This window comes from Clostridium simiarum (assembly GCF_018919175.1).
Lineage (GTDB): Bacteria > Bacillota > Clostridia > Clostridiales > Clostridiaceae > Clostridium_L > Clostridium_L simiarum.
Window position 1 is genome coordinate 23835 of the sequence record NZ_JAHLQL010000010.1, and the last position, 22951, is coordinate 46785.

Below are 22951 nucleotides of genomic sequence, written 5' to 3' on the forward strand. Positions count from 1 at the left end.
GGATGGGAATATTAGAGCGTTTAGTCATGGATAAATTCATTGGAGAGATGAAATAGTAAGGGATTACCATTAAACCTAAGCTTTCATGTTAATCCCTTTAAAGTCTATTAAAAAATTAATAATTTCAGGCATAAGGTTAAAATAGATAAGTAAACATTATCATATATAGTGGGATAAATATAAGACTTGCTAGGTTTGATAGTGTACCCATAACTGTAGCATATCTATAATCTACCTCATATGCTCTAGAAACTATTGCTATTTGAGTCATAACAGGCATAGCTGCTTCTATTATAAATACCTTAGCCATAAGATCAGGAACATGAAAAAACTTTATAACTATAAAGGTAACTAAGGGAGAGATTATAAATCTACCTATAAATATAAATAATGAGTCCTTACCTATATGAAAATCTTTAAGACTAAGGGTACTTAATGTCATACCTATAAATAAAGTTGATATGGGGGTAGTAAGGTTTCCAAGATATTTAAAGCCTTCTAAAAGAAATCTAGGAATTTTTATATTAAATGATATAAGAAATATAGATAAAATAAAAGTCACCAAAGGTGGAGAAAAAATGTTTTTTACTGACTTTAGGTTAAATAAACCACCGGCTTCTAGAATTCCACTGTCTTTTTTTATGCCATACACTCCAATGGTCCAAAACATAAAGGTATTTACAATATAGTAAAGTAATATATATGGTACACACTGTTCTCCAAATAAGGAAACATTAACAGGAAGACCTATGAATATGGTGTTAGATAGAAAAAACATGGTACTAAAAGTACCTTTTTTTTCTTTAGGTATAGATAAAAGGACTATAAATATCTTACTTAAAATATAAGTTATTGCCATGGAAATAAAGGGTACTAAAATACCTGAGATTGATTTTGTTAAGGCTTCCTTAGTAAAGGAAGTAGTAAGATTATATATCATAAAGGATGGCAGGGACACTCTTATAACTAGCTTTGAAAATAAGTTAGGAGTGCCTTCACTAAACCATCCTTTTTTACTTAAATAAAAGCCCACAGAAATTAAAAAGAATACAGTAAAAAGACTTTGCAGGGATTGAAGTATAACCATAAATAATCATCCTTCCTTAGTTTAAAATTACTATTCATTATAAATATAATTCTATATGGAGTTTAAAAATCTTTTTTTAATTAGTTAGGTTTATTTATATAATTAAAATAAATGTCAAATTACTTGATATCTATTCGTAATTATAGTGAAAGGGCAAGATAAGGAGGGCTAAGACTAAATGGATGATAAGGATAAAGAAATTATAAAAGGTATCATAGAAAAAGATCATAAGGCCTTAGATGGTTTTATATTAAAGCATGGTTCTATGATATACAATGTGGTTTCATCTGTATTAAATAATAGTCATGAGCGGGATAGCATAGATGAGTGTATAAATGATATACTTCTATGTCTTTGGGATAATATGGATTGTTTTTCTGTAGAAAAAGGAAACTTTAAATCATGGTTGATCTGTATATCAAAAAACAAAGCTTTAGATTATAAGAGAAAGTTAGTTAAGTCTTTAGATAGTACAGATATTGAAGATGTACAAATAAGCTCACAATCTGATATAGAAGAAAATTATATAAGTCAGGAAGAAAGTAACCAATTAGCTTGTGTATTAGATGAATTGGGTCAGAAAGATAGTGAAATATTTAAAAGAAAATACTTAAATGATGAAAGTGTGGAAGAAATATCTAAGAATATGGGAATGTCAACAATGAGTATATACAAAAGGTTAAGCAGAGGGCGGAGAAAGCTTCGAAAACTTATGGAAAAAATATAAAGAATTTTCATTGGAAATGGAGGATGTTTTATGAGTACAAGGGAATATCTATTAAGTTTAAATGATATAAAATTAGATGATGAAGAAATAGAGCAATACGAAATGGCAGAGCTAGATGAGCAAAGTTTAAAAGCTATGAAATCCAGAGTACTTACCATAATAGGTAAGAAGAATTTTAATGAATCAATGAATGTGATAGGTAAGGATTTACTTGATGGAGAAGAGATTAAGCATTCTTTTAGCTGTTGCAATTATGAGATTATTGCATTACACACCTTAATAAGTAGGGGATCTGGAATCTATACTAGTGACTTAGGAGTAAATTTAGGAATTCTAGTAACAAATAAAAGAATTTTTATAATGAACTTTAATGTTATATATAAATTATTAAACTACAAAGCATATTACTTTAATGAAATAAAATCTATAAAGCACTGCAAAAATAAATCTGATCACAGAATTCAAATAACTCCTAGAAGTGGAAGAACTATATATTTAGAATTATTCAATGATAATTATATTCCTGCTTTAAATTATCTAAAGCAATTTAAAGATACTGATAATATAGAAATACAAGAAAATCTTAAGAAGTTAAGACGAGGAGCATACGCATACTATATTTGGCTTATGCCTTTAATCATAGCTATAATTTGTATTATTGCAATTCTTAGTTATTAATAAAATTGTGAAAATACCAATATAAAGATAAATAGGAGAAAGAAAGTTTATTAAAAAAAGAAAAATTTCAATATTATCAGTTGCAAAAAACTTGGTTTTTTAAAAACAACACTTTATAATCATAGCAGAGGTATCTATAGAACTTAGAAAAATTAAAAAACCATAAAGAAGGGAGAACCCTTAGATGAATATAAATATTGATATACCAAAAAATCCTGCTTTAGCAATAAAAATGTTAATGAATTCAGGGTATGAGGCTGGTGTCGTTGGGGGATGCACTCGTGATTCAATTATGGGGATAGTACCTAATGATTGGGATATATGCACATCTGCTACCCCTAGCGAAATACAGTCAGTATTCAAATCATTTAAACAACTTAATATAGGATTAAAACATGGAACAGTAGTTATTATTATAGATGATGAGGAAATTGAAATTACTACCTATAGAATAGATGGTGAGTACTCTGATGGTAGAAGACCTGATGAGGTAGCTTTTACAAGAAATTTAATAGAAGATTTAAGTCGTAGAGATTATACTCAAAACGCTATATTTTTCAATGAATTTCAGGGTATTGTAGACCCTTTTAACGGTATATCAGATATTAAAAATAAGATTATAAGATGTGTTGGAAACGCAGACAAAAGATTAAAAGAGGATGCTCTAAGAATTTTAAGAGGAATTAGATTTGCCTCTAAATTAGGTTTTGAAGTTGAAGAAGCTACAAAGATTGCTATGCTTGAAAACAAAGAACTTCTAAGCAATGTTTCAAAAGAACGAATTACAGAAGAATTTGTTAAAATGCTTCAAGGAAAAAATGCAGTAAATATACTTGATGAGTTTAAAGAAATTATAGCATATATCATTCCAGAAACAAAAGCTATGATGGGGTTAGAACAAAATAATCCTTATCATGTTTATGATGTTTGGAAACATACACTGGCTGCATTAAATAATGCGGAAGGATTAATATTAAAATTAACCATGTTCTTTCATGACATAGGAAAGCCAAGTTGCCATACTATTGATAAACAAGGGATTGGTCATTTTTATGGTCATGCAGAGGTTTCTTTTAAGATTACATCTGAAATTTTCAAAAGAATGAAAATCACAGGTGCAGAAGGAGTCAATGGGAAGGACTTGAAAGATATTTTAGAATTAATTAAGTATCATGATACTATTATTGAACCAAGAAAGAAAAGTGTGAAAAGGATGTTAGCTAAATTAAATGGAAATAGAGAACAGTTTGAAAGATTACTTTCAGTAAAGAGAGCAGATGTTTTAGCTCAATCTCCTGACAAATTAATAAATAGTCTAAAAAAAATTGATGCCATTGAAACAATTTTAAATGAGGTACTGGCTGAAGATGCTTGTACAACATTAAAAGATTTAGCCATCACTGGTAAAGAATTAATTGATTTGGGTGTTCCAAAAGGGAAGGAAATTGGTATAATTTTAAATGGATTACTAGAAAGTGTTATTGATGAAAAGATACAAAATGAAAGAGAAGAATTGTTAGCAGAAGCAAATAAATATCTTGAGAATAAATAGATATATACTTTAAATATTAATAAGATATTTAAAGTTATAATGTAAAGGCACAGTTTTATACCATAATAAATTAGCTTATATCTTGATTTGAAAGTTAGAGATATAAGCTAATTTATTTATAATATTTACTTGATATTAATATAATTTACTTTTTTATAGTTATTTTAACTCTATACCAGCTAATTTAAGCAGATATAAGGCATTTCTAGTAGTTGATACTCCTTCACGAATTCTATAGTCAAATTTTAATTCATTGTTTATATAATACTCTTTAAAATGATAATTTTTAATTTTGGGATACTTGTACTGTAAATTGCATAATTCTAAGTCATGAGTGGAAATAAGACCTGATGCTCCTTGGTCACCTAACTGTTTTATTAATGCTTTAGCTCCATCATGTCTATCAATAGAATTTGTTCCTTTAAATAATTCATCTAAAAGGAAAAAGACTTTTTTATTACTTTTAACATTTTCAACAATCATTTTAACTCTTAATATTTCAGCATAAAAAGAAGAGATATTATTTTCTAAGTTATCACTTGTTCTCATACAAGTAAAGATATTCATCAGTGAACATTCAAATTTCTTTGCACATACTGGAGCACCAATATAACTTAATATTAAATTTATACCAACAGTTCTTAAAAAGGTGCTTTTACCAGACATATTTGACCCTGTTATTAATAAAATATTTTTATTATTATCAATAGTGATATTATTACTTACTCTTTTTTCACCTAAAAGTGGATGCCCTAACTCATTGGCTTTTAATATAAAGGCACCCTCTTTAATTACTGGCATAGTCCACTTAGGGTTATCATAAATAATATTTGAAATGCTACTTAAAGCTTCAAATTCACCTATAACTTCAAACCATTTTTCTAAGTTCTTACCTGAATTAACTCTCCACTTTTCAAACTCTATCATACATTGATAGTCCAATAGGAATAATATATTAATTATTATAAAAAACATATTATTTCTATCAGATACTTTGTTATATATAGAAGAGAATTTTTTTATTGATTTCGCTGCAGATTCATTTTGAGAATTCATTAGATTATTCTTTAATTGGTTTAAATAATTACTTTTGAACTCTTTGTTTTCGATTAAACTTACCAGCTTAGAATATAAAATTATACTGTTTTTATATTTATAAATATTATTAAATACATCAATTCTTTTTTTCCCACCAATAAATAAAATCATTAATTGAATAAATGCCATAAAACCTGGCAATTTAAAATTTATTAGAGATGTAAAGCAGGATAAAACAATTAGTATTAAGGTTACGCATGGTAATAGCTTAACTAAAAAAATAAGCCATGATTTAGTATAAAAGTCATTCCTATCATTTCCCCACTTGTATAGCTCTTCTGGGTTAATACATTGATTAGCTATGACCATACCTTCAGCTTCAAAAAACTGTCTCCACTCTAAATTTTCAGCTAACTCAATTAAGGATAATTGTATACTCCTTATATCAGCAGAATTTGTTAGTGGATGAGTAAGTCTATTTTTTAGTATCTGTCGTCCCATAAATGTTTTACAGCTATTAATCCATTGAAATAATGAGTTTGTACCAAATATATCTAAGTCATCTGAATATGTATGTTGGTTATCTTTAAATTCAGCACCATGATCTTCAAAGGTTTTCCACTGTCCATTTATTCTTTTTATTGATCTCTCATTTATCTCTTTTAAGGCTATTGAATAACTTCTATTTTTAAATTCCTTATCATGTTTATCAATTAGATAAATAAAAAGAATCAGTGAAGCGATAAAGACTCCTGTACTTACTAAATAATTTTTAGTAGTAAAAGTATAAATTGTAACACTAAGTCCAACTATAAATGTAAGAAGTCTTAAATACTGTATAAGCTTTATTGATTTGTTTTGTTCCTGGATTAAACCTTCATAAGTTTTCAATCTACTAGTGTAATAATCATATGAATTATCCAATGGTGATCCTCCTAATCCTAGTTTAGTATTTAATCTTAATGGCTTAAAATACATAATAACATGTATAGATAGCATTATAACTGCACATTTTTAAAATATATATCCATTATATAGTTTTTATTACAATATAATCAACATAATTAGTTGTAATAAAACCATATTATTTGGTGACATTTTTTACTTTTATTTATATACTCATTATTAATCCTTTTCTATAAATAAGTAGCAATTTGTACAATATTAAAAATAAATATATAATAAAATCTTTATTTATGAGTGTTATTAATATTAATTTTAGTTGGAAGGCTTATAGTGATAAAATCCTTTCCATCTTAACATTTATAATATAATAGTGAGACTTATAAAACAATAAAGTATGATATAATTATATAGGTAAGATTATGAAATAAATTATAAATTTTAACCGTAATTTGTATTAAATATATTAATTATAAGTTAAAGTGAGGATGATTAAATGGAAGTTAAAAACATAAATATAGTTGAATTTGAACCTGGTATTAGAGTAGAAGGGTTCTTTATGATTAAATCTGTAGATTCTAAAACTACTAATTCAAATAATAAAAAATACTTAGATTTTAATCTATGTGATAAAACAGGGGAAATAAATGCAAAGCTTTGGGAAGTAGGAAATTTAGATGAAGGTCAATATAATGGAAATACAGTGGTAAAGGTGAGGGGAACCATACTATCATGGCAAAACTCCCTTCAATTAAAGATAGAAAAAATAAGAAATATTACTGAAGAAGATAATATAAATATAGAGGATTTTGTGCCAACAGCGCCTCTAAAACCAGAGGTTATGTATGAGGAAATATTAAACTATATCAATAATATTAATAATAAGGATATAAAAAATATAGTAAAGTATATCTTTGAAGAAAATAAAGAGGAGTTATATTATTATCCAGCAGCTAAAAAGAACCATCATGCTATAAGATCTGGTCTTCTCTTTCATGTTATGACAATGCTTCATGTAGCAGAAAAACTATCGGAAATATATACATTTTTAAACAGAGATTTGTTATATGCTGGGGTAATATTACATGATATGTCAAAGCTTGAGGAAATGGATTCTAATAATTTTGGTATAGTAAGTGAATACACTGTAGAAGGACAGCTTTTAGGCCACATAACTCAAGGAGTAAAAAAATTAGAGGTGGTGTCAGAAAAACTTGGAGCTGATAGGGAAGTTACTATGCTACTTCAACACCTTATATTATCACACCACTATGAGCCAGAGTACGGAAGTCCAGTAAAACCTATGATAGCTGAAGCTGAAATGTTACATTTTATAGATGTTATAGATGCAAGAATGTATGATATTAAAAAGGTTTTGGGGGATACAAAGGAAGGTGAGTTTTCAGAGAGATTGTGGTCTCTTGAAAATAGAAGGATATATAAAACTAAATTACAATAATTAATATAAAAGCATAAACAATAATTAAAGCATAGTAGTAGCGTATTATGAATTGAGACAAATGTATTAAGGCTATAAGCTAAGCTTATGATTAATATGAGTCTCAGAATTAGGAAATATTTAATAAGAATAATTAAATTTTAATATAAAGGAGTGTTAATTATGTCAACAGTGGTAGAAAATTTTTTAAAGTATGTAAAGTTCGACACAAAATCTGATGATACTACAGGAACTACACCAAGTACTGAAGGACAAATGGTACTTGCAAAAGAATTAGGTAAAGAGCTAGAGGCTATGGGAATGACAGAGATATCTGTAGATAAAAATGGATATGTAATGGCTACACTACCTTCTAACCTAAGTAAAAGCGTACCTACTATAGGATTTATCGCTCACATGGATACTTCACCAGATATGTCTGGCAAAGATGTAAATCCTCAATTTGTAGAAAACTATCAAGGAGGAGATATAGTTTTAAACAAGGATTTAAATATAGTATTATCTCCAAAAGACTTTAAAGAGTTAGAAGGGTACATAGGAAAAACATTAATAACTACAGATGGAACTACACTTTTAGGTGCAGATGATAAAGCTGGAATAGCAGAGATAATGGCAGCTATGGAATATTTAATAAAACATCCTGAAATAAAGCATGGAGCCATAAAGGTAGGATTCACCCCTGATGAAGAAATTGGAGAGGGTGCAAATCACTTTGATGTAGAAAAATTTGGTGCAGATTTAGCTTATACTATGGATGGTGGAAAAATAGGTGAACTTGAATATGAAAACTTTAATGCGGCAGGTGCTAAAGTGACTATTAATGGAAGAAATGTTCATCCAGGATATGCTTACAAAAAGATGATAAATTCATTAATTATAGCAAATGAATTTATATCAATGCTTCCAGAAAATGAAGTTCCTGAAAGAACCGAAGGCTATGAAGGATTCTATCACTTAACAAATGTAAAAGGAGAAGTGGAACAAACTTCATTAGAATATATAATAAGAGATTTTGATAAGGATAGCTTTGAAAAGAGAAAGGCTAATATAAAAGAGGTAGGAGAGCAATTAAATAAAAAGTATGGAATGGATATTGTAGAGGTTGAAGTTAAAGATCAATACTATAATATGAAAGAAAAGATAGAGCCAGTAAAACATGTAGTTGACATAGCTTTTAAGGCTATGGAAGAAGTAGGAGTAACTCCTATAGTACGTCCTATTAGAGGAGGTACAGATGGAGCAAGACTTTCCTTTATGGGGCTACCAACACCTAATATATTTGCTGGAGGAGAGAATTTCCACGGAAAGTACGAGTATGTATGCAAAGAATCTATGGAAAAAGCAGTGGAAGTTATATTAAAGATAGTAGAACTTTATAGTGAAATGTAATTAATTTAAAAAAGGAATGGATTTTTCAAAAGCTTATACTTTAGAAAATTCATTCCTTTTTTTATTAGAAGTATTAAGATATTCCGTCGTATTTAATCTCAAAATACCCTTGAGGATGTTTACAGGCTGGGCAAATATTAGGAGCATCTGTCCCTTCATATATAAAGCCACAGTTTCTACACTTCCATTTCACGGAATTAGGTTGTTTATAAAGGGTTCCATTTTGCATTCTACTTAATAAATCAAGATATCTTTGCTCATGAACTTTTTCAACCTCAAGTATCTTTCTAAAAGCAAATTCAACCTCTGGAAATCCTTCACTTTTAGCTATATCAGCAAAGGATGGATAAGCAGTTCCCCACTCTTCTTTTTCTCCTTCAGCGGCATATTTTAAGTTTTCTTCTGTGGTTCCATAACCTATAGGGTATTCAGTATCTACTTTTATATTAGAGTGTCCTAAGCCTTCTACAAGAAAATTAAAAAATACTCTAGCATGTGCCCTTTCATTATCTGCTGTTTCGTAAAATATCTCAGCTATTTGCTTATGACCTTCCTTATCAGCTACAACACTATAAAAAGTATATCTGTTTCTTGCTTGAGATTCACCAGCAAAGGCTTTAGCTAAATTCTCAGCAGTTTGAGTTCCAACTAAGCTTTTCATATAAATAACCTCCATTTATATTAATTTCTTAATTAGTTTTAGCTAAAGCCTTTTATTTTATGTATTTCTAGTATCTCCAATAAAGAATAAAGCAAGAGTTCCAGGCCCAGAGTGAGATCCTATTACTGGCCCTACAAAGTTTATTTTAAATCCTTTAACATTATACTCTTTTTCTATAAGAGATTTTAAATAAAGTGCATCCTCTTCACAGTCACCATGACTTATAAAGATAGTTTGATTTTCTGGTTCTACAATATGAGCTTTAAGATTATCTAAAAGAGTTCTTATAGCTTTTTTTCTTCCTTTTACTTTAGATACAGGAATTAATTGACCTTCATTATTAACATGAAGTACAGGTTTAATATTAAGTAAGGTTCCAACAATAGCACTAGCTGAGGATACTCTTCCTCCTCTTTTTAGATGGTGTAGATCATCTACAGTAAACCAGTGATTTACTCTAAGCTTATTATCTTCAACCCAGTTAACTATTTCTTCTTTAGAAAAACCGTTGTTTAACATATCATAAGCATAATGAACTATAAGTCCTACCCCCATAGAGGCTGAACGAGTATCTATTACAGTTATATCAGCATTAGGATAACGTTCTAGAACTTCTTCTCTTGCTATTAAAGCGCTATTATAAGTACCACTTAAAGCTGATGAAAAACCTAAATAAATTATAGATTTTCCATCTTTAATGTGTTTTTCAAATTCTTCTACAAATCTATATGAATTTATCTGAGATGTGGTTGGCATCTCACCTTCCCTTACTTTATTATAGAATTCTTTATGATCTAGAGTTTTACCGAAGTCTTCTATATAATCTTTTCCCTTAAAGTTACAAACTAAACCTAAAGCTGGGATCTTATTTTCGGTTATATAATCCAAGGGAAGATCACAGCTTGAATCTGTAATTATAACTATATTCATATACAATCTCCTTACATTAATTATTTTTAAAATATTATTATAAAGCCAAAATCAGGGTTCATTGATAATAAAAATTAAACTTGTTTAGTATTAATTATACCATTATAAATTAAGGCTAAACAAGTTTTTACCAATACAATAAATTCAGATTGCATAAGATATAAGGTTTTCAGGTCTTATTTAGTTAATAATTCTACCAACTTCTCTTCAATATAAGATTTCAATTCTTTATCACCTATAAATGTGTTATCATCAAAATCGCTAGGTTTTACTCTAAAGAAGTTAATTACTAACTTATTTTCTTTTATAAAGTACTCATCTAAGTGTAATGGAGAAAACATAACTTCTAAGGTTTCATATTTTTCTTCAGGTACCTTTTTATTTAAGATATCCACAAGATAATCTAAGTTTAATTGTTTTAAGGGTGTTATCATGAGCTTAGTGTACTCTAAATCCTCCATCATCCACATGTTATTGTTCCAAAATCTTTTTTCTTTTTTAGTACCAGCAGATAAAAGCTCTCTGTTTTTTATAGCACTTAATACTTTTCTTACTGATTCATCATTAAATTCATCATCGTAAGCTAACTTAAGAGCATCCATGGAAGCTACATCATAGAAAAACATCTCAGCAACATTTTCTCTTTCACTGGTTGCTTGCCAGAAATATAGCATAGCTTCGAGTACATCAATATTTACTTTTATATTTTGTAACATTTATAAAGCCTCCTTTGAAAACGATTCTATATAGTATTCTATAATATTAATTTAAAAACCTTTAATTTTGTCTTAATTTCTCACAAGGATTTTTTTAATACACATAGAAATAAACATTTAAGAGACTTATCCACAATTCTTATTTATTTTATAGAAAGGCTGTGAATAATTTATGAGAATTATACACACATCTGATTGGCATTTGGGGAAATATTTAGATGGAATAAAAAATAGTAGATTAGAAGAACAGAAGATGTTCTTAGAAGAGTTTATAGATATAGTAGAAAAAGAAAAGGCTGATATGATTATAATTGCTGGAGACATATATGATAATGGTAATCCACCAGCTAAGGCAGAAAGGTTATTTTACGATACATTAAAAAAGCTTAGTAATGATGGGAAAAGACCTATAATTGTAATTGCTGGGAACCATGATAACCCAGAAAGACTTATGGCAGTTAGCCCACTTACCTCAGAGTATGGAATAATAATATTAGGAACTCCCAAAAACTATGTAGAAAAAGGGGAGTATGGCAGTTGTAAGGTTTTAGACTCTGGAGAGAGTTTTATAGAAATAGAATTAAATGGTGAAAGGGCTGTAATATTAGCATTACCTTATCCTAGTGAAAAGAGGCTTAACGAAGTATTCATATTTGAAGATAATGATAAAGAAAGAATGATGAGTTATTCAGAAAAAATAGGAGAAATCTTTTCTAATCTTTCAGAAAAGTATAGAGAGGATACTATAAATTTAGCTGTATCACATATCTTTGTAAATGGTGGTATTACATCAGATTCGGAAAGAAGTATAGAACTTGGTGGAAGTCTTGCGGTAAATGTAGAAAATTTACCTAAAAATGCTCAATACATAGCATTAGGACATTTACATAAGCCTCAAAGAGTAGGAAATACAAAGAATGCTTATTATTCTGGATCACCAATTCAGTATAGTAAAAGTGAAATCAACTATTCTAAGTCCGTATATAAGGTAGAAGTTACTGCAGGAGAAGAAGCTAAGGTTGAAAAGATACTCTTAAGAAATTATAAGCCCATTGAAATATGGAAGTGTGAAAGTGTTTCAGAAGCTATAGAAAAATGTAAGGAAAATTCTAATAGGGATGTTTGGGTATATCTTAAGATAAAAACTGAAGAATATATAAATCAAGAGTATATAAAGCTTATGAATGAGTATAAAAAAGATATAATTGAGATAATTCCAGATATAACATCTAAAGAAGAAGAGATAGAAGAAATTGAAGATATAAGAGAAAAGTCTATGGGAGAACTTTTTAAAGAATTTTATTCAAATCAAAGAGGCTACAATATAAGTGAAGAGCTTTTAGAATTGTTCTTATCCATAGTTAATGAAGAGGAAGAAGAGGAGTAGGGATAGTATATGAAACCTAAAAGACTTGCTATAAAAGGATTAAATAGCTTTGTAGATGAACAGATAATTAATTTTGAAACGTTAACTTCAAAAGGTTTGTTTGGAATATTTGGACCAACAGGTAGTGGAAAGTCCACTATACTTGATGCTATAACTATGGCTCTTTATGGAGACATTGCTAGGGATTCAAGGGAATATATAAATAGTTTTTGTGATGGGGTCAGTGTAAGCTATGAATTTGAAATAGGAGTAGGAGGATCTAGAAAGACTTATATAGCTGATAGAGTAGTAAATAAAGATAAAAAAGGAGTTTATAAATTAAAGACTTGTAGACTTTTAGAAAATATAGATGGGGAGATAGTTCCTATAGCTGAGGGTGCAAGAGAGGTTAGAGGTAAGGTTGAAGAGATAATAGGTCTTAAGGCGGAGGATTTTACTAGGTCTGTAGTGCTTCCACAGGGAAAGTTCAGTGAGTTTTTGAAACTTTCTGGGGTGGAGCGAAGAAATATGCTAGAGAGAATATTTAACTTAAGAAAGTACGGAATAGCTTTATCTGAAAAAATTAAAATAGAAAGAAGAAAAAGGGCAGAAGAGTTAAGTGTATTAAACACTCAGATTCAATCTATAACTAGTAGAGAAGTGTCAGAAGAAGCTTATAAATTACTTGAAGAGGAAATAATCTCTTTAAAGAAGGAAGAGAGTTCTGTTAGAGATGAAAAAGTAGAGGTAGATAAAAAATACCAGCACTATAACAATCTTTGGATAATGAAAAAAGAACTTTTAACTTATGAAAACCTAAAGGAAGAACTTTTAAAGGATAGGGATTCCATGGATAAAAAATCCCTAAAACTTCTTAAAGGAAAAAAGGCTATTTTAGTTAAACCCTATATAGATAGCTATATAAATACTGAAAAGGCTCTAGTAAATTTCGAAAATCAGTATGATTCTATGGAATTTAATATAAGAAATCTAGAAAAACAGCTAGAAGACATGAAGGGGCAGTATGAAAATGCATTGAATTTAAAAGATGAAGAACTTCCAAAGCTTGTAGAAAAGCAAACTAAGCTTCAGAGAGCCTTAGACCTAGATAAAAATATTTTAGAAATTACCAAAGAGAGAAACTTATTAGCAGATAAGTTTAAAAAAGTAATGGGAAGATTAAAGGATTTAAATTCCCTACAAAACAGTATTAAAGAAAGCATCAAAGATGAAGATTTATTAATGGAAAAATTAGAAGGTGAAATAGAAGAAGTAAAAATAGATCCAAGCATAAGAGAAAAGATATTTAAAGGATCTATAGTTTCTACGGAAAAAATAAAAAAAGAAGAGGACTTATTTAAACTAGAGTCAAAAATTAAAGAAATAGAAAAAAATTTAATTACTTTTAAGGAAGAGAAAGATGTATTAGAAAAATTCATTGAAGAAACAGAGGGGTATATTAAAGAAAGAGAAAATAAGTTGAAAAGTATTGAAGATAATTTCCCAGGACATAAAGATAAACTTATAGCTATGGAAAAAAAGGATACTTACTATGTAATGGTTCTTAATCAATATGAAGAAATTATAACCTCTAAGTATAGTTTAGAAGAGAAGATAAAAAATCTACAGGAAGATGTAAAGAATAATAATAGTAAAAAGGAATTTATAGAAAAAGAAATCCAGGTTTTAAAAAATAACATAGGAAAAACATTGGAAGAAATAGAAGAGTTAAATAGGGAAAATCTAGCTTATACCTTATCTAAGGATTTAAAAGAAGGGGATTCATGTCCTGTTTGTGGATCTATTCATCATATAAGATATGCAAATAGTAAAGATGAAAGTTTACTTTTAAAAAAACAGGATGAAAAAGATCAAATTGAAAAAGAATTGTTAAAGTTAGAAGCTAGTTTAAAAGAAATAGAGATTAAGATTTTTCAAAGCTCTACCTTTATGGAATCCTCTTTAAAGGAGTTAGAATTAATAGAAAATAGATTAGAAAATATAGACTCAGAGGGAATTTTTAATTTAAAGGAAAAAGCACCATCTATAGAGGAATTTAAAAGTTATTATAATGAGTTTAAGAAAGAGCATCTAAAGCTTAAAGAAGCTATAGAAAATTATGAAAAGGAAAGAAATATTTTAGAATCAGAAATAAAAGAAGGCAAAGAAGTTTTATCAAGCAAAAAGCTTAATTACGAAAAGGTTAGAATAGAAATAAATTCAGAAGAAAACAATTGTATTGCTGCTAAAAAAGACTTAGAAGAAGCATTGTATTCTGTTAAAAAACTAGAAGAAGAGCTGATGGTTTTAAGAAAAGATACTTCTTTATGGGACTTTGTGGAAGAGAGTAAAAAAATAAATGAAAAGGATAAATCATTTTCTATTATTCAAAACAAGATTAAAGAGTTAAAGGAATGTTTAATAAAACATCAAAAGCAAAGTGAAGAATATTTAAAAGAGATAAATTTATTAGAAGTAGAAAAAGCAAAGATAGAAGAATCAGGAAAAGAAAAAAGAAGTATCTTAGATAAATACACTAAAGAAAAAGAATTACTTACAGAGGGAAAAGATGCAGGTGACTATATAAAAGAAGTTATAAACAAGAAAGAATATATAATTACAGAAGAAGCTAGACTAAAAGGACTTTTAGAAAAGTTAAAAAAAGAGGCAGAAGAATTAAAGGATAAATTTATTTCATTAAAACAAAACATATTAAACTGTAGAGAACAAAGATTAAAGGATGAACAATCTTTAATTAAGGCATTAGAAGAAAATGAGTTTCTATCAAAGGAAGAAGCTTTAGAGTTCATTTTAGATAAAAGAGAACTTGATATCTTAGAAATTGAAATAAAAGATTATGAGAAAAGATTAAGTGAAGTGGATACAAACATTAAAAATATAAGTGATAAACTAAAAGGAGAAGACATCAAGGAAGAGCTTTGGAAAGAAATAAAATACAAAAATCTATATCTTGGAGAAAAATTAGAGGGAATAATAAAAGATATAGCCTCAAAAGAACAGATATTAAAAGATATGGATAGAGATTTAAAGGAACTGAAATCTATAATTAAGGAACATAAGAAAATGGCTCATTTATGTGGTAACCTAGATGAATTATCAAAGCTTATAGAGGGAAACAAGTTTGTAGAGTTTGTAGCCCAAAGTCAGCTTAAGTATATCTGCATAGAGGCATCAAAAAGACTTAAAGATATTACAAGGGGAAGATATGCATTAGAACTAGATGATTCAGGAAGCTTTGTAATGAGAGATGATTTTAATGGAGGACATAGACGTTCAGCAAGTACCTTATCTGGGGGAGAAACCTTCTTAACATCATTATCCCTAGCGTTGGCCCTTTCTTCACAAATTCAGTTAAAAGGCAGTGCACCCTTAGAGTTCTTTTTCTTAGATGAAGGGTTTGGTAGTTTAGATAAGGCTTTACTTGATACGGTTATAGATTCTCTTGAAACTTTAAGGTCAGATAGATTATCCATAGGTCTAATTAGTCACGTGGAAGATTTAAAAAATAGGGTTCCTATAAAGTTAATTGTAGATAGTGGTTCTAATGGAGATATGGGAAGTGTTGTAAAAATAGAACTAACATAATTATATTTTTTAGGTATATTTATGAAATAAGTCAATATATTCAGAATGTTAAGAAATGATTATAAAGTATATCAATTCATGTTATCAGAAAAATGAATTGGTATATTTTTTTTATTGAACATATAATTAAATTATAAATATGTCTATTTTTTAACAAAACTATTAAGAACTTATTAATAATTAATAAAGGAGGATTAGTTATGGATTTATTAAGCACCATGAAAAAGATTAATGATATTTTTTGGAGTTATATTTTAACCTTCTTACTTTGTGGTACAGGCATATTTTTTACATTTAGACTTAGATTCGTACAAGTTAGAAAGTTTAAAGAAGGTTGGAAGCGAGTTTTTGGTGGTTTAAGTCTAAAAGGAGAGAGGGCAGGAAAAGATGGTATGTCATCCTTCCAAGCATTAAGTACAGCCATAGCAGCGCAAGTTGGTACAGGAAATCTTGCGGGAGCAGCAACAGCTATAGTATCAGGAGGACCTGGAGCAATATTTTGGATGTGGGTAAGTGCTTTCTTTGGTATGGCAACTATATTTGCAGAAGCAACCTTATCTCAACTATTTAAAGAAAGAGTTGATGGGGAGATTACAGGAGGACCAGCATACTATATAAGTAAAGGTTTAAATAATAAATATTTAGCTGGATTTTTCTCAGTTGCTATAATAGTTGCTTTAGGATTTATGGGTAATATGGTTCAATCTAATTCAATAGGATCAGCATTTAGCACTGCCTTTGGATTTGAACCTGTTATAGTAGGAATCATAATTGCAATAATTGCTGGTTTTATATTTATAGGAGGAGTAGGAAGAATAGCATCTGTTACTGAAAAGATTGTACCTATAATGGCATTATTTTATTTACTAGGTGGACTTGTTATATTAATTTTAAATTATACTAACGTATTGCCAGCTTTCAAGATGATATTTGTTGGAGCTTTTAAGCCAGAGGCGGTTTTAGGTGGAGCTATAGGTGTAAGTGTTAAACAAGCTATTAGATATGGAGTTGCAAGAGGATTATTCTCTAATGAAGCAGGTATGGGATCTACACCGCATGCTCATGCTGTAGCAAAGGTTAAACATCCTGGAGAGCAAGGTACAGTAGCTATAGTTAGTGTATTTATAGATACATTTATAGTTCTTACAATGACAGCCTTAGTTATATTATCAACAGGAGCTTTAAATACAGGAGTAACAGGTATTGAACTTACACAAAATGCTTTTTCAATGGGATTTAAGAGTTTGGGTAACTTTGGAAATATATTTATTGCTATATGTTTACTGTTCTTTGCCTTCTCTACTATAATAGGATGGTACTTCTTTGCAGAGGCAAATGTAAAGTATCTTTTTGGAACCAAGCATTTGAATATATTTAGATTGCTAGTTTTAATATGTATAGTAGTAGGAGCTGCTTTAAAAGTTGATCTAGTTTGGGAGCTTGCAGATACCTTCAATGGACTTATGGTTATACCTAACCTTATAGCCCTTATATTCTTATCATCTAAAGTTAGTAATAGCTTAAAAGAATATGAATCATTAAAACAGGATTATATTGATTATGAATAATAATAAAGCTACTTCTTTTTAGAAGTAGCTTTACCCTATTAATAAGTTATCTAATATAGAGTAGGTTAAATTTATTACTATATTCAAAAAATATTGCTTTATATATAGTTTTATGTTAATATGATTGTGTTAGTCATGCGGTGGTAGCTCAGTTGGATAGAGTAGCTGGCTACGAACCAGTTGGTCGGGGGTTCGAATCCTCTCCGCCGCACCATAGAAGCCTTACAAACACTAAGTTTGTAGGGTTTTTGTTTTGCTCTTAAATAAACTTTTACCTCCATATATACAAATCATTTAATTTTCACATGGCTTTTTCTTTAATGGACCGTGTTGATCAGGATAAAAAATAGGTATTATTTAAAAATTTGCCTATTTCTATTACAAATATAGTTTACCCAAATAATGAAATATGCTAATAATTATTTAGTAAAACATGGTATAATTTTCATGTAATTAGTTATGTTTTGTAAAATATTATAAACTAAAGAATGGTTATATTAGCATATAAGAGGGGTAATAAAGAATGGATAAATCAAGTAAAATAACTTTTGTACAAAAGCAATTAGCAATGGACTGGAAATGTGATTGCAATGTTTTTAAAGATGATAAAAATGTTTTTATTAAATCAGAAAATAAGTTTTTTGAGATAGTTACATTTGGGAAAAATGCAGTTATTAAAGCACATCCATCTATCTATAATTGGTGTATAGAGCTTTTTTCAACAACATCCGCAGAGGATATAATGGATGGGGAGAATTTATTTTTTATTGAAACGAAACTAAGAGAATTTGGGAAAAAGCTTGCAGGTGAACACACTCGATATCTATATCTAAATAAGAATGAAACTATTTATAAACCTAATGATTTTGAGTATAAATTCTTTGATAAAACTAATATTAATACTTTATATTCTAACAAAGGTTTTGATAATGCATTAAACTACAAAAATGATGTTATTGCATTTGGAGCATATAAAGAAAACCAACTTGTTGCCATAGCTGGAGCTGATGACTATATGTCAAGTTTATGGCAGATTGGAATAGATACCTTACCGGAATATCGAAATAAGGGACTAGCCTCTTATCTTGTAAAAACTTTGGCTGATGAAATTGAAAGACGTGGCGCATTGCCATACTATACCACATGGAGTGCCAATATTGCATCAACAACAGTTGCTCTCAAAGTAGGGTTTTCACCTATTTGGGTTGGATATTATGCAACTGACATATAATACATGAATAAAATCTGTCATTAGTGAAGTAAGGAATTAATAAATTAATGTACTATAAATAACAATAATTAAAAAAACTTTAGATTGCTTTAGGAGGTGATTGTGTGAATATAAAAAATAAAAGTCTAATAGAAATTCATTTAGCTGTTTTTTTATTTGGATTATCAGGCTTATTTGGGAAATTGCTATCATTATCATCAATAATAATTGTTTTTGGGAGAGTTTTCTTTTCAAGTATTTTTTTATTGATTATAAATCTTTATATTAAGAAAGACATGAAACTAAAGCAACAAAAACATTATTTTTATTTGGTAATTATGGGTGTAATTTTAGCAATCCACTGGAGTACTTTTTTTAAGTCTATTCAAGTTTCTACAGTAGCAATAGGATTACTTACATTTTCTACATTTCCTGTTTTCGTTACTTTTCTTGAGCCATCTTTTTTCAAAGAGAAAATTAAGCCATCAGATATTGTGGTGGCAATTGTTACAATCTTTGGAGTAGTACTTGTTATTCCAAAGTTTGAATTGGGAAACAATTTAACTCAAGGAGTTTTATGGGGAATAGTATCTGGTTTTACTTATGCCATTCTTTCAATGCTTAATAGAAAATATGTAAAAGAATACTCAAGTTCGGTAATTGCTTTTTATGAACAGTTTGTAGCAACAATTATATTAATTCCCTTTTTATTTTTGCAAAAACCAGTTTTTCAACCTAAAGACATATTATTACTTATCCTATTAGGTACGGTTTTTACTGGAATTTCTCATTCACTTTTCATAAATGGTTTAAAGAATATTAAAACCCAAACAGCAGGTATTATATCAAGCCTTGAGCCAGTTTATGGTATACTTTTTGGTGCTTTTTTATTAAGAGAAATACCAACATTAAGAGAAATCATAGGTGGCATTATTATTTTAGGTACTGTTTTTTACTCAACTATTAAATCTAAATAATTCATATTGTTAACTTTAGGTATAATAATTTAACAAATAAACAATTTATAAACTTCCTTATTATTCTGAAAAAGAATTTTATGAGATTTTTATTTTACAATTAACAATTTTTGGCTGCTTGTGGTATAATTAATTAAATTAAATATAGTTAATGATAATTATATTGTTATCATTAAATTTAAACATATTAAATGGATAGGAGAATGATATAATGAACAATCAAGAGCAGAAACAAGAAAAAGAAACTTCAAGCTTAGTACTAGAAAAACAATTACAATCTAGATCAATCATAATTTCTGGAGAGATTAATCAAGCTTTAGCGGAAAAAATAACTGCACAACTCTTAATTCTACAAGAAATGGGCGATGAACCAATAAAATTATTTATCAACAGTCAAGGTGGTCATGTGGAAGCTGGTGATACAATTCATGATATGATTAAGTTTATTAAGCCACGTGTTATTGTAATTGGTACTGGTTGGGTTGCAAGTGCCGCTATAACAATTTATCTTGCGGCTGAAAAGCAAGATCGTTATTCTTTACCAAACACAAGGTATATGATACATCAACCATTAGGTGGATTCAACGGTCAAGCTACAGATATTGGTATTGAAGCAGAAGAGATATTAAGAGTACGTAAGAGGATCAATAGCATAATCAGTGAAGCCACTGGTCAACCATTAGAAAAAATAGAAAAAGATACGGATAGAAATTATTGGTTAAATGCTTATGAAGCAATTGATTATGGGATAGTAAATAAAGTTATTTCCAAATATGAAGAATTAGCGGATCTGTAATTTATCAAAGTATTAATCTATATATAAGAAATATAGATTAATAAGTCTTTAATTATTATTAATACCTGATTGAAAGAATATTATAATGCATGAGTGGAAATTATAGAATCAAAAAATACAAAGACCTATAACGGGAAACAGACAAAAAAATAGAAAAAGGGAGAAAATAATCTAATTTTTTCTCCCTTTTGGTTTTTTAAAATTTATTGAATTTACTATATTAACATCATGTTGTCTAATGATTTCTAAAAATGATTCTTTTTCTGAAGGCTCATTAAAGGTTCTTAGAGGGATAATAAATAGGTTAAAATTACTACTATATTTTATGTAAATAAATATATGATTTTCTGTAATCACAGCTTTTTCTATATTAGACCATGGAGTTTTATATGATAAAGAACTATCTTCTACCGATATTCCTTCTTCACTCAATATTAAGGTTGTATTGGTGAAAGAGTCTTCTTTTATATTTTTATTAGTTTTTTTAGCAAGCTCCTTTACCATTCGATCTTTGAAGGTATTAGGTTTAGTTATAATAAATATTATATATAGTATTAATATTAATACTATAAAATAAAATAAAAATTTGTTATGTTTAGTATAAGTAAAAATCAATCCTTCTATAATTAAACATAATAATATAATTTTCTGTAATGTAAACTTCCATTTATCACTAAAATATTTTTCTGAATTATAAACAAGATCAACAATAAAATCCATCAAATCTTCTTTAGTATTTTTATAAGATATTTTCATTGATATCACTCCCAAAAACATTCTTTTCAATGTAAAAGATGGCAGACTGTAAACATAAGTTATGAACTACTTTTTATTACTATCAGTTATATATAAATTATATTAATTTTATATTGCTTAAAAATCTGTAAAAAAGTATCTTTTTCAGAAGGGTCCTTAAAGGTTTTTATAGGTACAATCAAGTATCCAAGTCTACCTAAATACCTTATGTAGATACATATGTAAGATTCCATAACTTTGACATTTTCTACGCTAGACCAGATAACTTTATATTGAGAAGATCTACTCTCTTTTGCTACCCCTTCTTCATTTAATGTTAATGTTACATCCATGGGAGAAAAATCTTTTAGCTTTTTACGCTCATTTTTTATAAGGCTCTTTCGCGCTCTTTTTTTATACATCTCAGGATTAATTAAAAACCATAGTAAACCTACTAATAATATACATAATATTGACAATTCGGTTGATAGTAAATTTCTAATCTTATAAACAAAGATAATGACAATTCCAAGAAAAACCCATACTATTAAGGTATAAAGTTTAATAAACTTTTTAAAAGTAGATGAGTTTTCTGTAGTATAAACATTATAATCTACCAAATCTTCTAGAGCGTTTTTATAATATATTTTCACTACTATTCCCCCTAACATTAAAAGATAAGTCTACTTGTATATAATATCATTTTATGTATATATTGTAAACGAGGTGCGTTAATCTGGAGTTGCAAAGCCCACAAGTTAGTAAGAAGTATATAACTAAAAGCTTATTTACATATCCTTATATTAGTGCTAATATAAGGATAATAAAGTGCCTAATTATAACTCTTTCAATATAATTTCTATAAGACTTAATTAATCAGTAACTTAGTATGCTTCTCCAATAACTTATAATCAAATTATATTATTGTATAGGAGATGTTACTATATATCATATGTAAAAGTATATTCAATAATTAAATATTTTAGTTCAATGGAAATAGATATTCAAGTTAAGGTCTTTAATAAAATGCTAAGGATAGCAATAGTTGGCAAGTGACGGATTAAATAGGTGCTACAAAAATGCCTGTCAGAGATAGATTTAAAAAGGCCAAATATAACTATGGCACAGAAGTTAATTAACATATTACTTCTTCTGACACAGTCAGTAATATTAAATAATAAAAAAGAAAGGTTAAGAGTATAAAAACACATGCTGAAGTTTTAATTGAATTTAATAAGTTCATAGGAGATCATAAAGAATTTAAGTAACAGGATGTTATAGCATAAGTTGTGTTAGGATATGAGTAAAAATGTGAATTTAGGAACAGATAATTTATGTTTAGATAATAATAGATAGTTTACTGGATAAATACAACCATTATGTGGTTGTAAAAATAATATTAATATAGCGAGGTTTGTTTATGAAGAAAATTAAAATAATTTCTGGTGTGGTAATAATTTTCATTGTTGTAGCAATAATTTTTTTTAGAAGTGAAAATAGTCCGTTGGATAATATGAGTAATTTACCAAAGGGGGAATATTTGAGTAATTCCA

Annotated in this window: 18 protein-coding genes and 1 tRNA gene; 12 read left to right on the forward strand and 7 right to left on the reverse strand. The window is 28.4% G+C overall.

Annotated elements, in window-relative coordinates; genetic code table 11:
• Nucleotides 1-136 precede the first annotated feature (136 nt).
• Nucleotides 137-1087 carry an AEC family transporter gene (locus KQI89_RS16795; protein WP_216458067.1) on the reverse strand — a complete coding sequence of 317 codons (951 nt, stop codon included), beginning with the start codon at nt 1085-1087 and terminating at the stop codon, nt 137-139.
• Between the two features lie 178 nt (nt 1088-1265).
• On the opposite strand from KQI89_RS16795, the gene KQI89_RS16800 reads away from it, so the two are divergent.
• From KQI89_RS16800 to KQI89_RS16810, 3 genes are all read left to right on the forward strand, one after another.
• Nucleotides 1266-1814 (forward strand): sigma-70 family RNA polymerase sigma factor, encoded by a 549-nt coding sequence (locus tag KQI89_RS16800; protein WP_216458068.1) that lies wholly within the window; start codon nt 1266-1268, stop codon nt 1812-1814.
• Between the two features lie 30 nt (nt 1815-1844).
• A complete protein-coding gene (locus tag KQI89_RS16805) occupies nt 1845-2492 on the forward strand; it encodes a PH domain-containing protein (RefSeq protein ID WP_216458069.1) in 648 nt (215 codons plus the stop codon).
• Nucleotides 2493-2676: 184 nt separating this feature from the next.
• Complete coding sequence (locus tag KQI89_RS16810; protein WP_216458070.1) at nt 2677-4044, forward strand: CCA tRNA nucleotidyltransferase; 1368 nt, start codon at nt 2677-2679, stop codon at nt 4042-4044.
• Nucleotides 4045-4203: 159 nt separating this feature from the next.
• Here the strand turns inward: KQI89_RS16810 and KQI89_RS16815 are convergent, their stop codons facing one another.
• The gene (locus KQI89_RS16815) at nt 4204-6006 is read right to left on the reverse strand and encodes a MutS family DNA mismatch repair protein (protein ID WP_216458071.1); all 1803 of its coding nucleotides are present in this window, start codon (nt 6004-6006) and stop codon (nt 4204-4206) included.
• Nucleotides 6007-6481: 475 nt separating this feature from the next.
• Between KQI89_RS16815 and KQI89_RS16820 the strand changes: the two genes are divergently transcribed.
• Together KQI89_RS16820 and pepT are read left to right on the forward strand one after the other, a co-directional pair.
• Complete coding sequence (locus KQI89_RS16820; RefSeq protein WP_216458072.1) at nt 6482-7444, forward strand: 3'-5' exoribonuclease YhaM family protein; 963 nt, start codon at nt 6482-6484, stop codon at nt 7442-7444.
• A gap of 162 nt (nt 7445-7606) precedes the next feature.
• Entirely contained in the window at nt 7607-8833 is a 1227-nt protein-coding gene (pepT, locus tag KQI89_RS16825) for a peptidase T (RefSeq protein ID WP_216458073.1), read from the forward strand.
• A 73-nt stretch (nt 8834-8906) separates the two neighbouring features.
• Here pepT and rbr read toward each other — a convergent pair whose 3' ends face one another.
• The 3 genes from rbr to KQI89_RS16840 form a co-directional block, all read right to left on the reverse strand.
• The gene (rbr, locus tag KQI89_RS16830) at nt 8907-9494 is read right to left on the reverse strand and encodes a rubrerythrin (protein ID WP_032123266.1); all 588 of its coding nucleotides are present in this window, start codon (nt 9492-9494) and stop codon (nt 8907-8909) included.
• A 57-nt stretch (nt 9495-9551) separates the two neighbouring features.
• Entirely contained in the window at nt 9552-10424 is an 873-nt protein-coding gene (locus tag KQI89_RS16835) for a DegV family protein (protein WP_216458074.1), read from the reverse strand.
• Nucleotides 10425-10600: 176 nt separating this feature from the next.
• Entirely contained in the window at nt 10601-11140 is a 540-nt protein-coding gene (locus KQI89_RS16840; RefSeq protein WP_032123264.1) for a TDE2712 family protein, read from the reverse strand.
• Between the two features lie 172 nt (nt 11141-11312).
• Between KQI89_RS16840 and KQI89_RS16845 the strand changes: the two genes are divergently transcribed.
• The 7 genes from KQI89_RS16845 (at nt 11313) to KQI89_RS16875 (ending at nt 20663) form a co-directional block, all read left to right on the forward strand.
• The gene (locus tag KQI89_RS16845; protein WP_216458075.1) at nt 11313-12527 is read left to right on the forward strand and encodes a metallophosphoesterase family protein; all 1215 of its coding nucleotides are present in this window, start codon (nt 11313-11315) and stop codon (nt 12525-12527) included.
• Between the two features lie 9 nt (nt 12528-12536).
• The gene (locus KQI89_RS16850) at nt 12537-16112 is read left to right on the forward strand and encodes an AAA family ATPase (protein WP_216458076.1); all 3576 of its coding nucleotides are present in this window, start codon (nt 12537-12539) and stop codon (nt 16110-16112) included.
• A 200-nt stretch (nt 16113-16312) separates the two neighbouring features.
• Nucleotides 16313-17680 carry an alanine/glycine:cation symporter family protein gene (locus KQI89_RS16855; RefSeq protein WP_216458077.1) on the forward strand — a complete coding sequence of 456 codons (1368 nt, stop codon included), beginning with the start codon at nt 16313-16315 and terminating at the stop codon, nt 17678-17680.
• Nucleotides 17681-17817: 137 nt separating this feature from the next.
• A tRNA-Arg gene (locus KQI89_RS16860) sits at nt 17818-17894 on the forward strand.
• A 309-nt stretch (nt 17895-18203) separates the two neighbouring features.
• A complete protein-coding gene (locus tag KQI89_RS16865; RefSeq protein ID WP_216458078.1) occupies nt 18204-18911 on the forward strand; it encodes a GNAT family N-acetyltransferase in 708 nt (235 codons plus the stop codon).
• Nucleotides 18912-19015: 104 nt separating this feature from the next.
• On the forward strand, nt 19016-19867 hold the full coding sequence (locus KQI89_RS16870) for a DMT family transporter (RefSeq protein WP_216458079.1): 852 nt from the start codon (nt 19016-19018) through the stop codon (nt 19865-19867).
• A 211-nt stretch (nt 19868-20078) separates the two neighbouring features.
• Nucleotides 20079-20663: an ATP-dependent Clp protease proteolytic subunit gene (locus KQI89_RS16875; RefSeq protein ID WP_216458080.1), complete on the forward strand. Its 585-nt coding sequence runs from the start codon at nt 20079-20081 to the stop codon at nt 20661-20663.
• A 171-nt stretch (nt 20664-20834) separates the two neighbouring features.
• Here KQI89_RS16875 and KQI89_RS16880 read toward each other — a convergent pair whose 3' ends face one another.
• On the reverse strand, nt 20835-21419 hold the full coding sequence (locus KQI89_RS16880) for a YcxB family protein (protein WP_216458081.1): 585 nt from the start codon (nt 21417-21419) through the stop codon (nt 20835-20837).
• A gap of 86 nt (nt 21420-21505) precedes the next feature.
• Nucleotides 21506-22051, reverse strand: a complete 546-nt coding sequence (locus KQI89_RS16885; protein ID WP_216458082.1) for a hypothetical protein — start codon at nt 22049-22051, stop codon at nt 21506-21508.
• Between the last annotated feature and the right edge of the window lie 900 nt (nt 22052-22951).

Excerpts from the sequence above, each read along its gene's own strand:
- KQI89_RS16820 (WP_216458072.1), top strand. The coding sequence starts at position 6,482 with ATGGAAGTTAAAAACATAAATATAGTTGAATTTGAACCTGGTATTAGA.
- KQI89_RS16855 (WP_216458077.1), top strand. The coding sequence starts at position 16,313 with ATGGATTTATTAAGCACCATGAAAAAGATTAATGATATTTTTTGGAGT.
- KQI89_RS16875 (WP_216458080.1), top strand. The coding sequence starts at position 20,079 with ATGAACAATCAAGAGCAGAAACAAGAAAAAGAAACTTCAAGCTTAGTA.
- rbr (WP_032123266.1), bottom strand. The coding sequence starts at position 9,494 with ATGAAAAGCTTAGTTGGAACTCAAACTGCTGAGAATTTAGCTAAAGCC.
- KQI89_RS16795 (WP_216458067.1), bottom strand. The coding sequence starts at position 1,087 with ATGGTTATACTTCAATCCCTGCAAAGTCTTTTTACTGTATTCTTTTTA.
- KQI89_RS16800 (WP_216458068.1), top strand. The coding sequence starts at position 1,266 with ATGGATGATAAGGATAAAGAAATTATAAAAGGTATCATAGAAAAAGAT.
- KQI89_RS16840 (WP_032123264.1), bottom strand. The coding sequence starts at position 11,140 with ATGTTACAAAATATAAAAGTAAATATTGATGTACTCGAAGCTATGCTA.
- pepT (WP_216458073.1), top strand. The coding sequence starts at position 7,607 with ATGTCAACAGTGGTAGAAAATTTTTTAAAGTATGTAAAGTTCGACACA.
- KQI89_RS16865 (WP_216458078.1), top strand. The coding sequence starts at position 18,204 with ATGGATAAATCAAGTAAAATAACTTTTGTACAAAAGCAATTAGCAATG.
- KQI89_RS16845 (WP_216458075.1), top strand. The coding sequence starts at position 11,313 with ATGAGAATTATACACACATCTGATTGGCATTTGGGGAAATATTTAGAT.
- KQI89_RS16880 (WP_216458081.1), bottom strand. The coding sequence starts at position 21,419 with ATGAAAATATCTTATAAAAATACTAAAGAAGATTTGATGGATTTTATT.
- KQI89_RS16810 (WP_216458070.1), top strand. The coding sequence starts at position 2,677 with ATGAATATAAATATTGATATACCAAAAAATCCTGCTTTAGCAATAAAA.
- KQI89_RS16850 (WP_216458076.1), top strand. The coding sequence starts at position 12,537 with ATGAAACCTAAAAGACTTGCTATAAAAGGATTAAATAGCTTTGTAGAT.
- KQI89_RS16835 (WP_216458074.1), bottom strand. The coding sequence starts at position 10,424 with ATGAATATAGTTATAATTACAGATTCAAGCTGTGATCTTCCCTTGGAT.
- KQI89_RS16805 (WP_216458069.1), top strand. The coding sequence starts at position 1,845 with ATGAGTACAAGGGAATATCTATTAAGTTTAAATGATATAAAATTAGAT.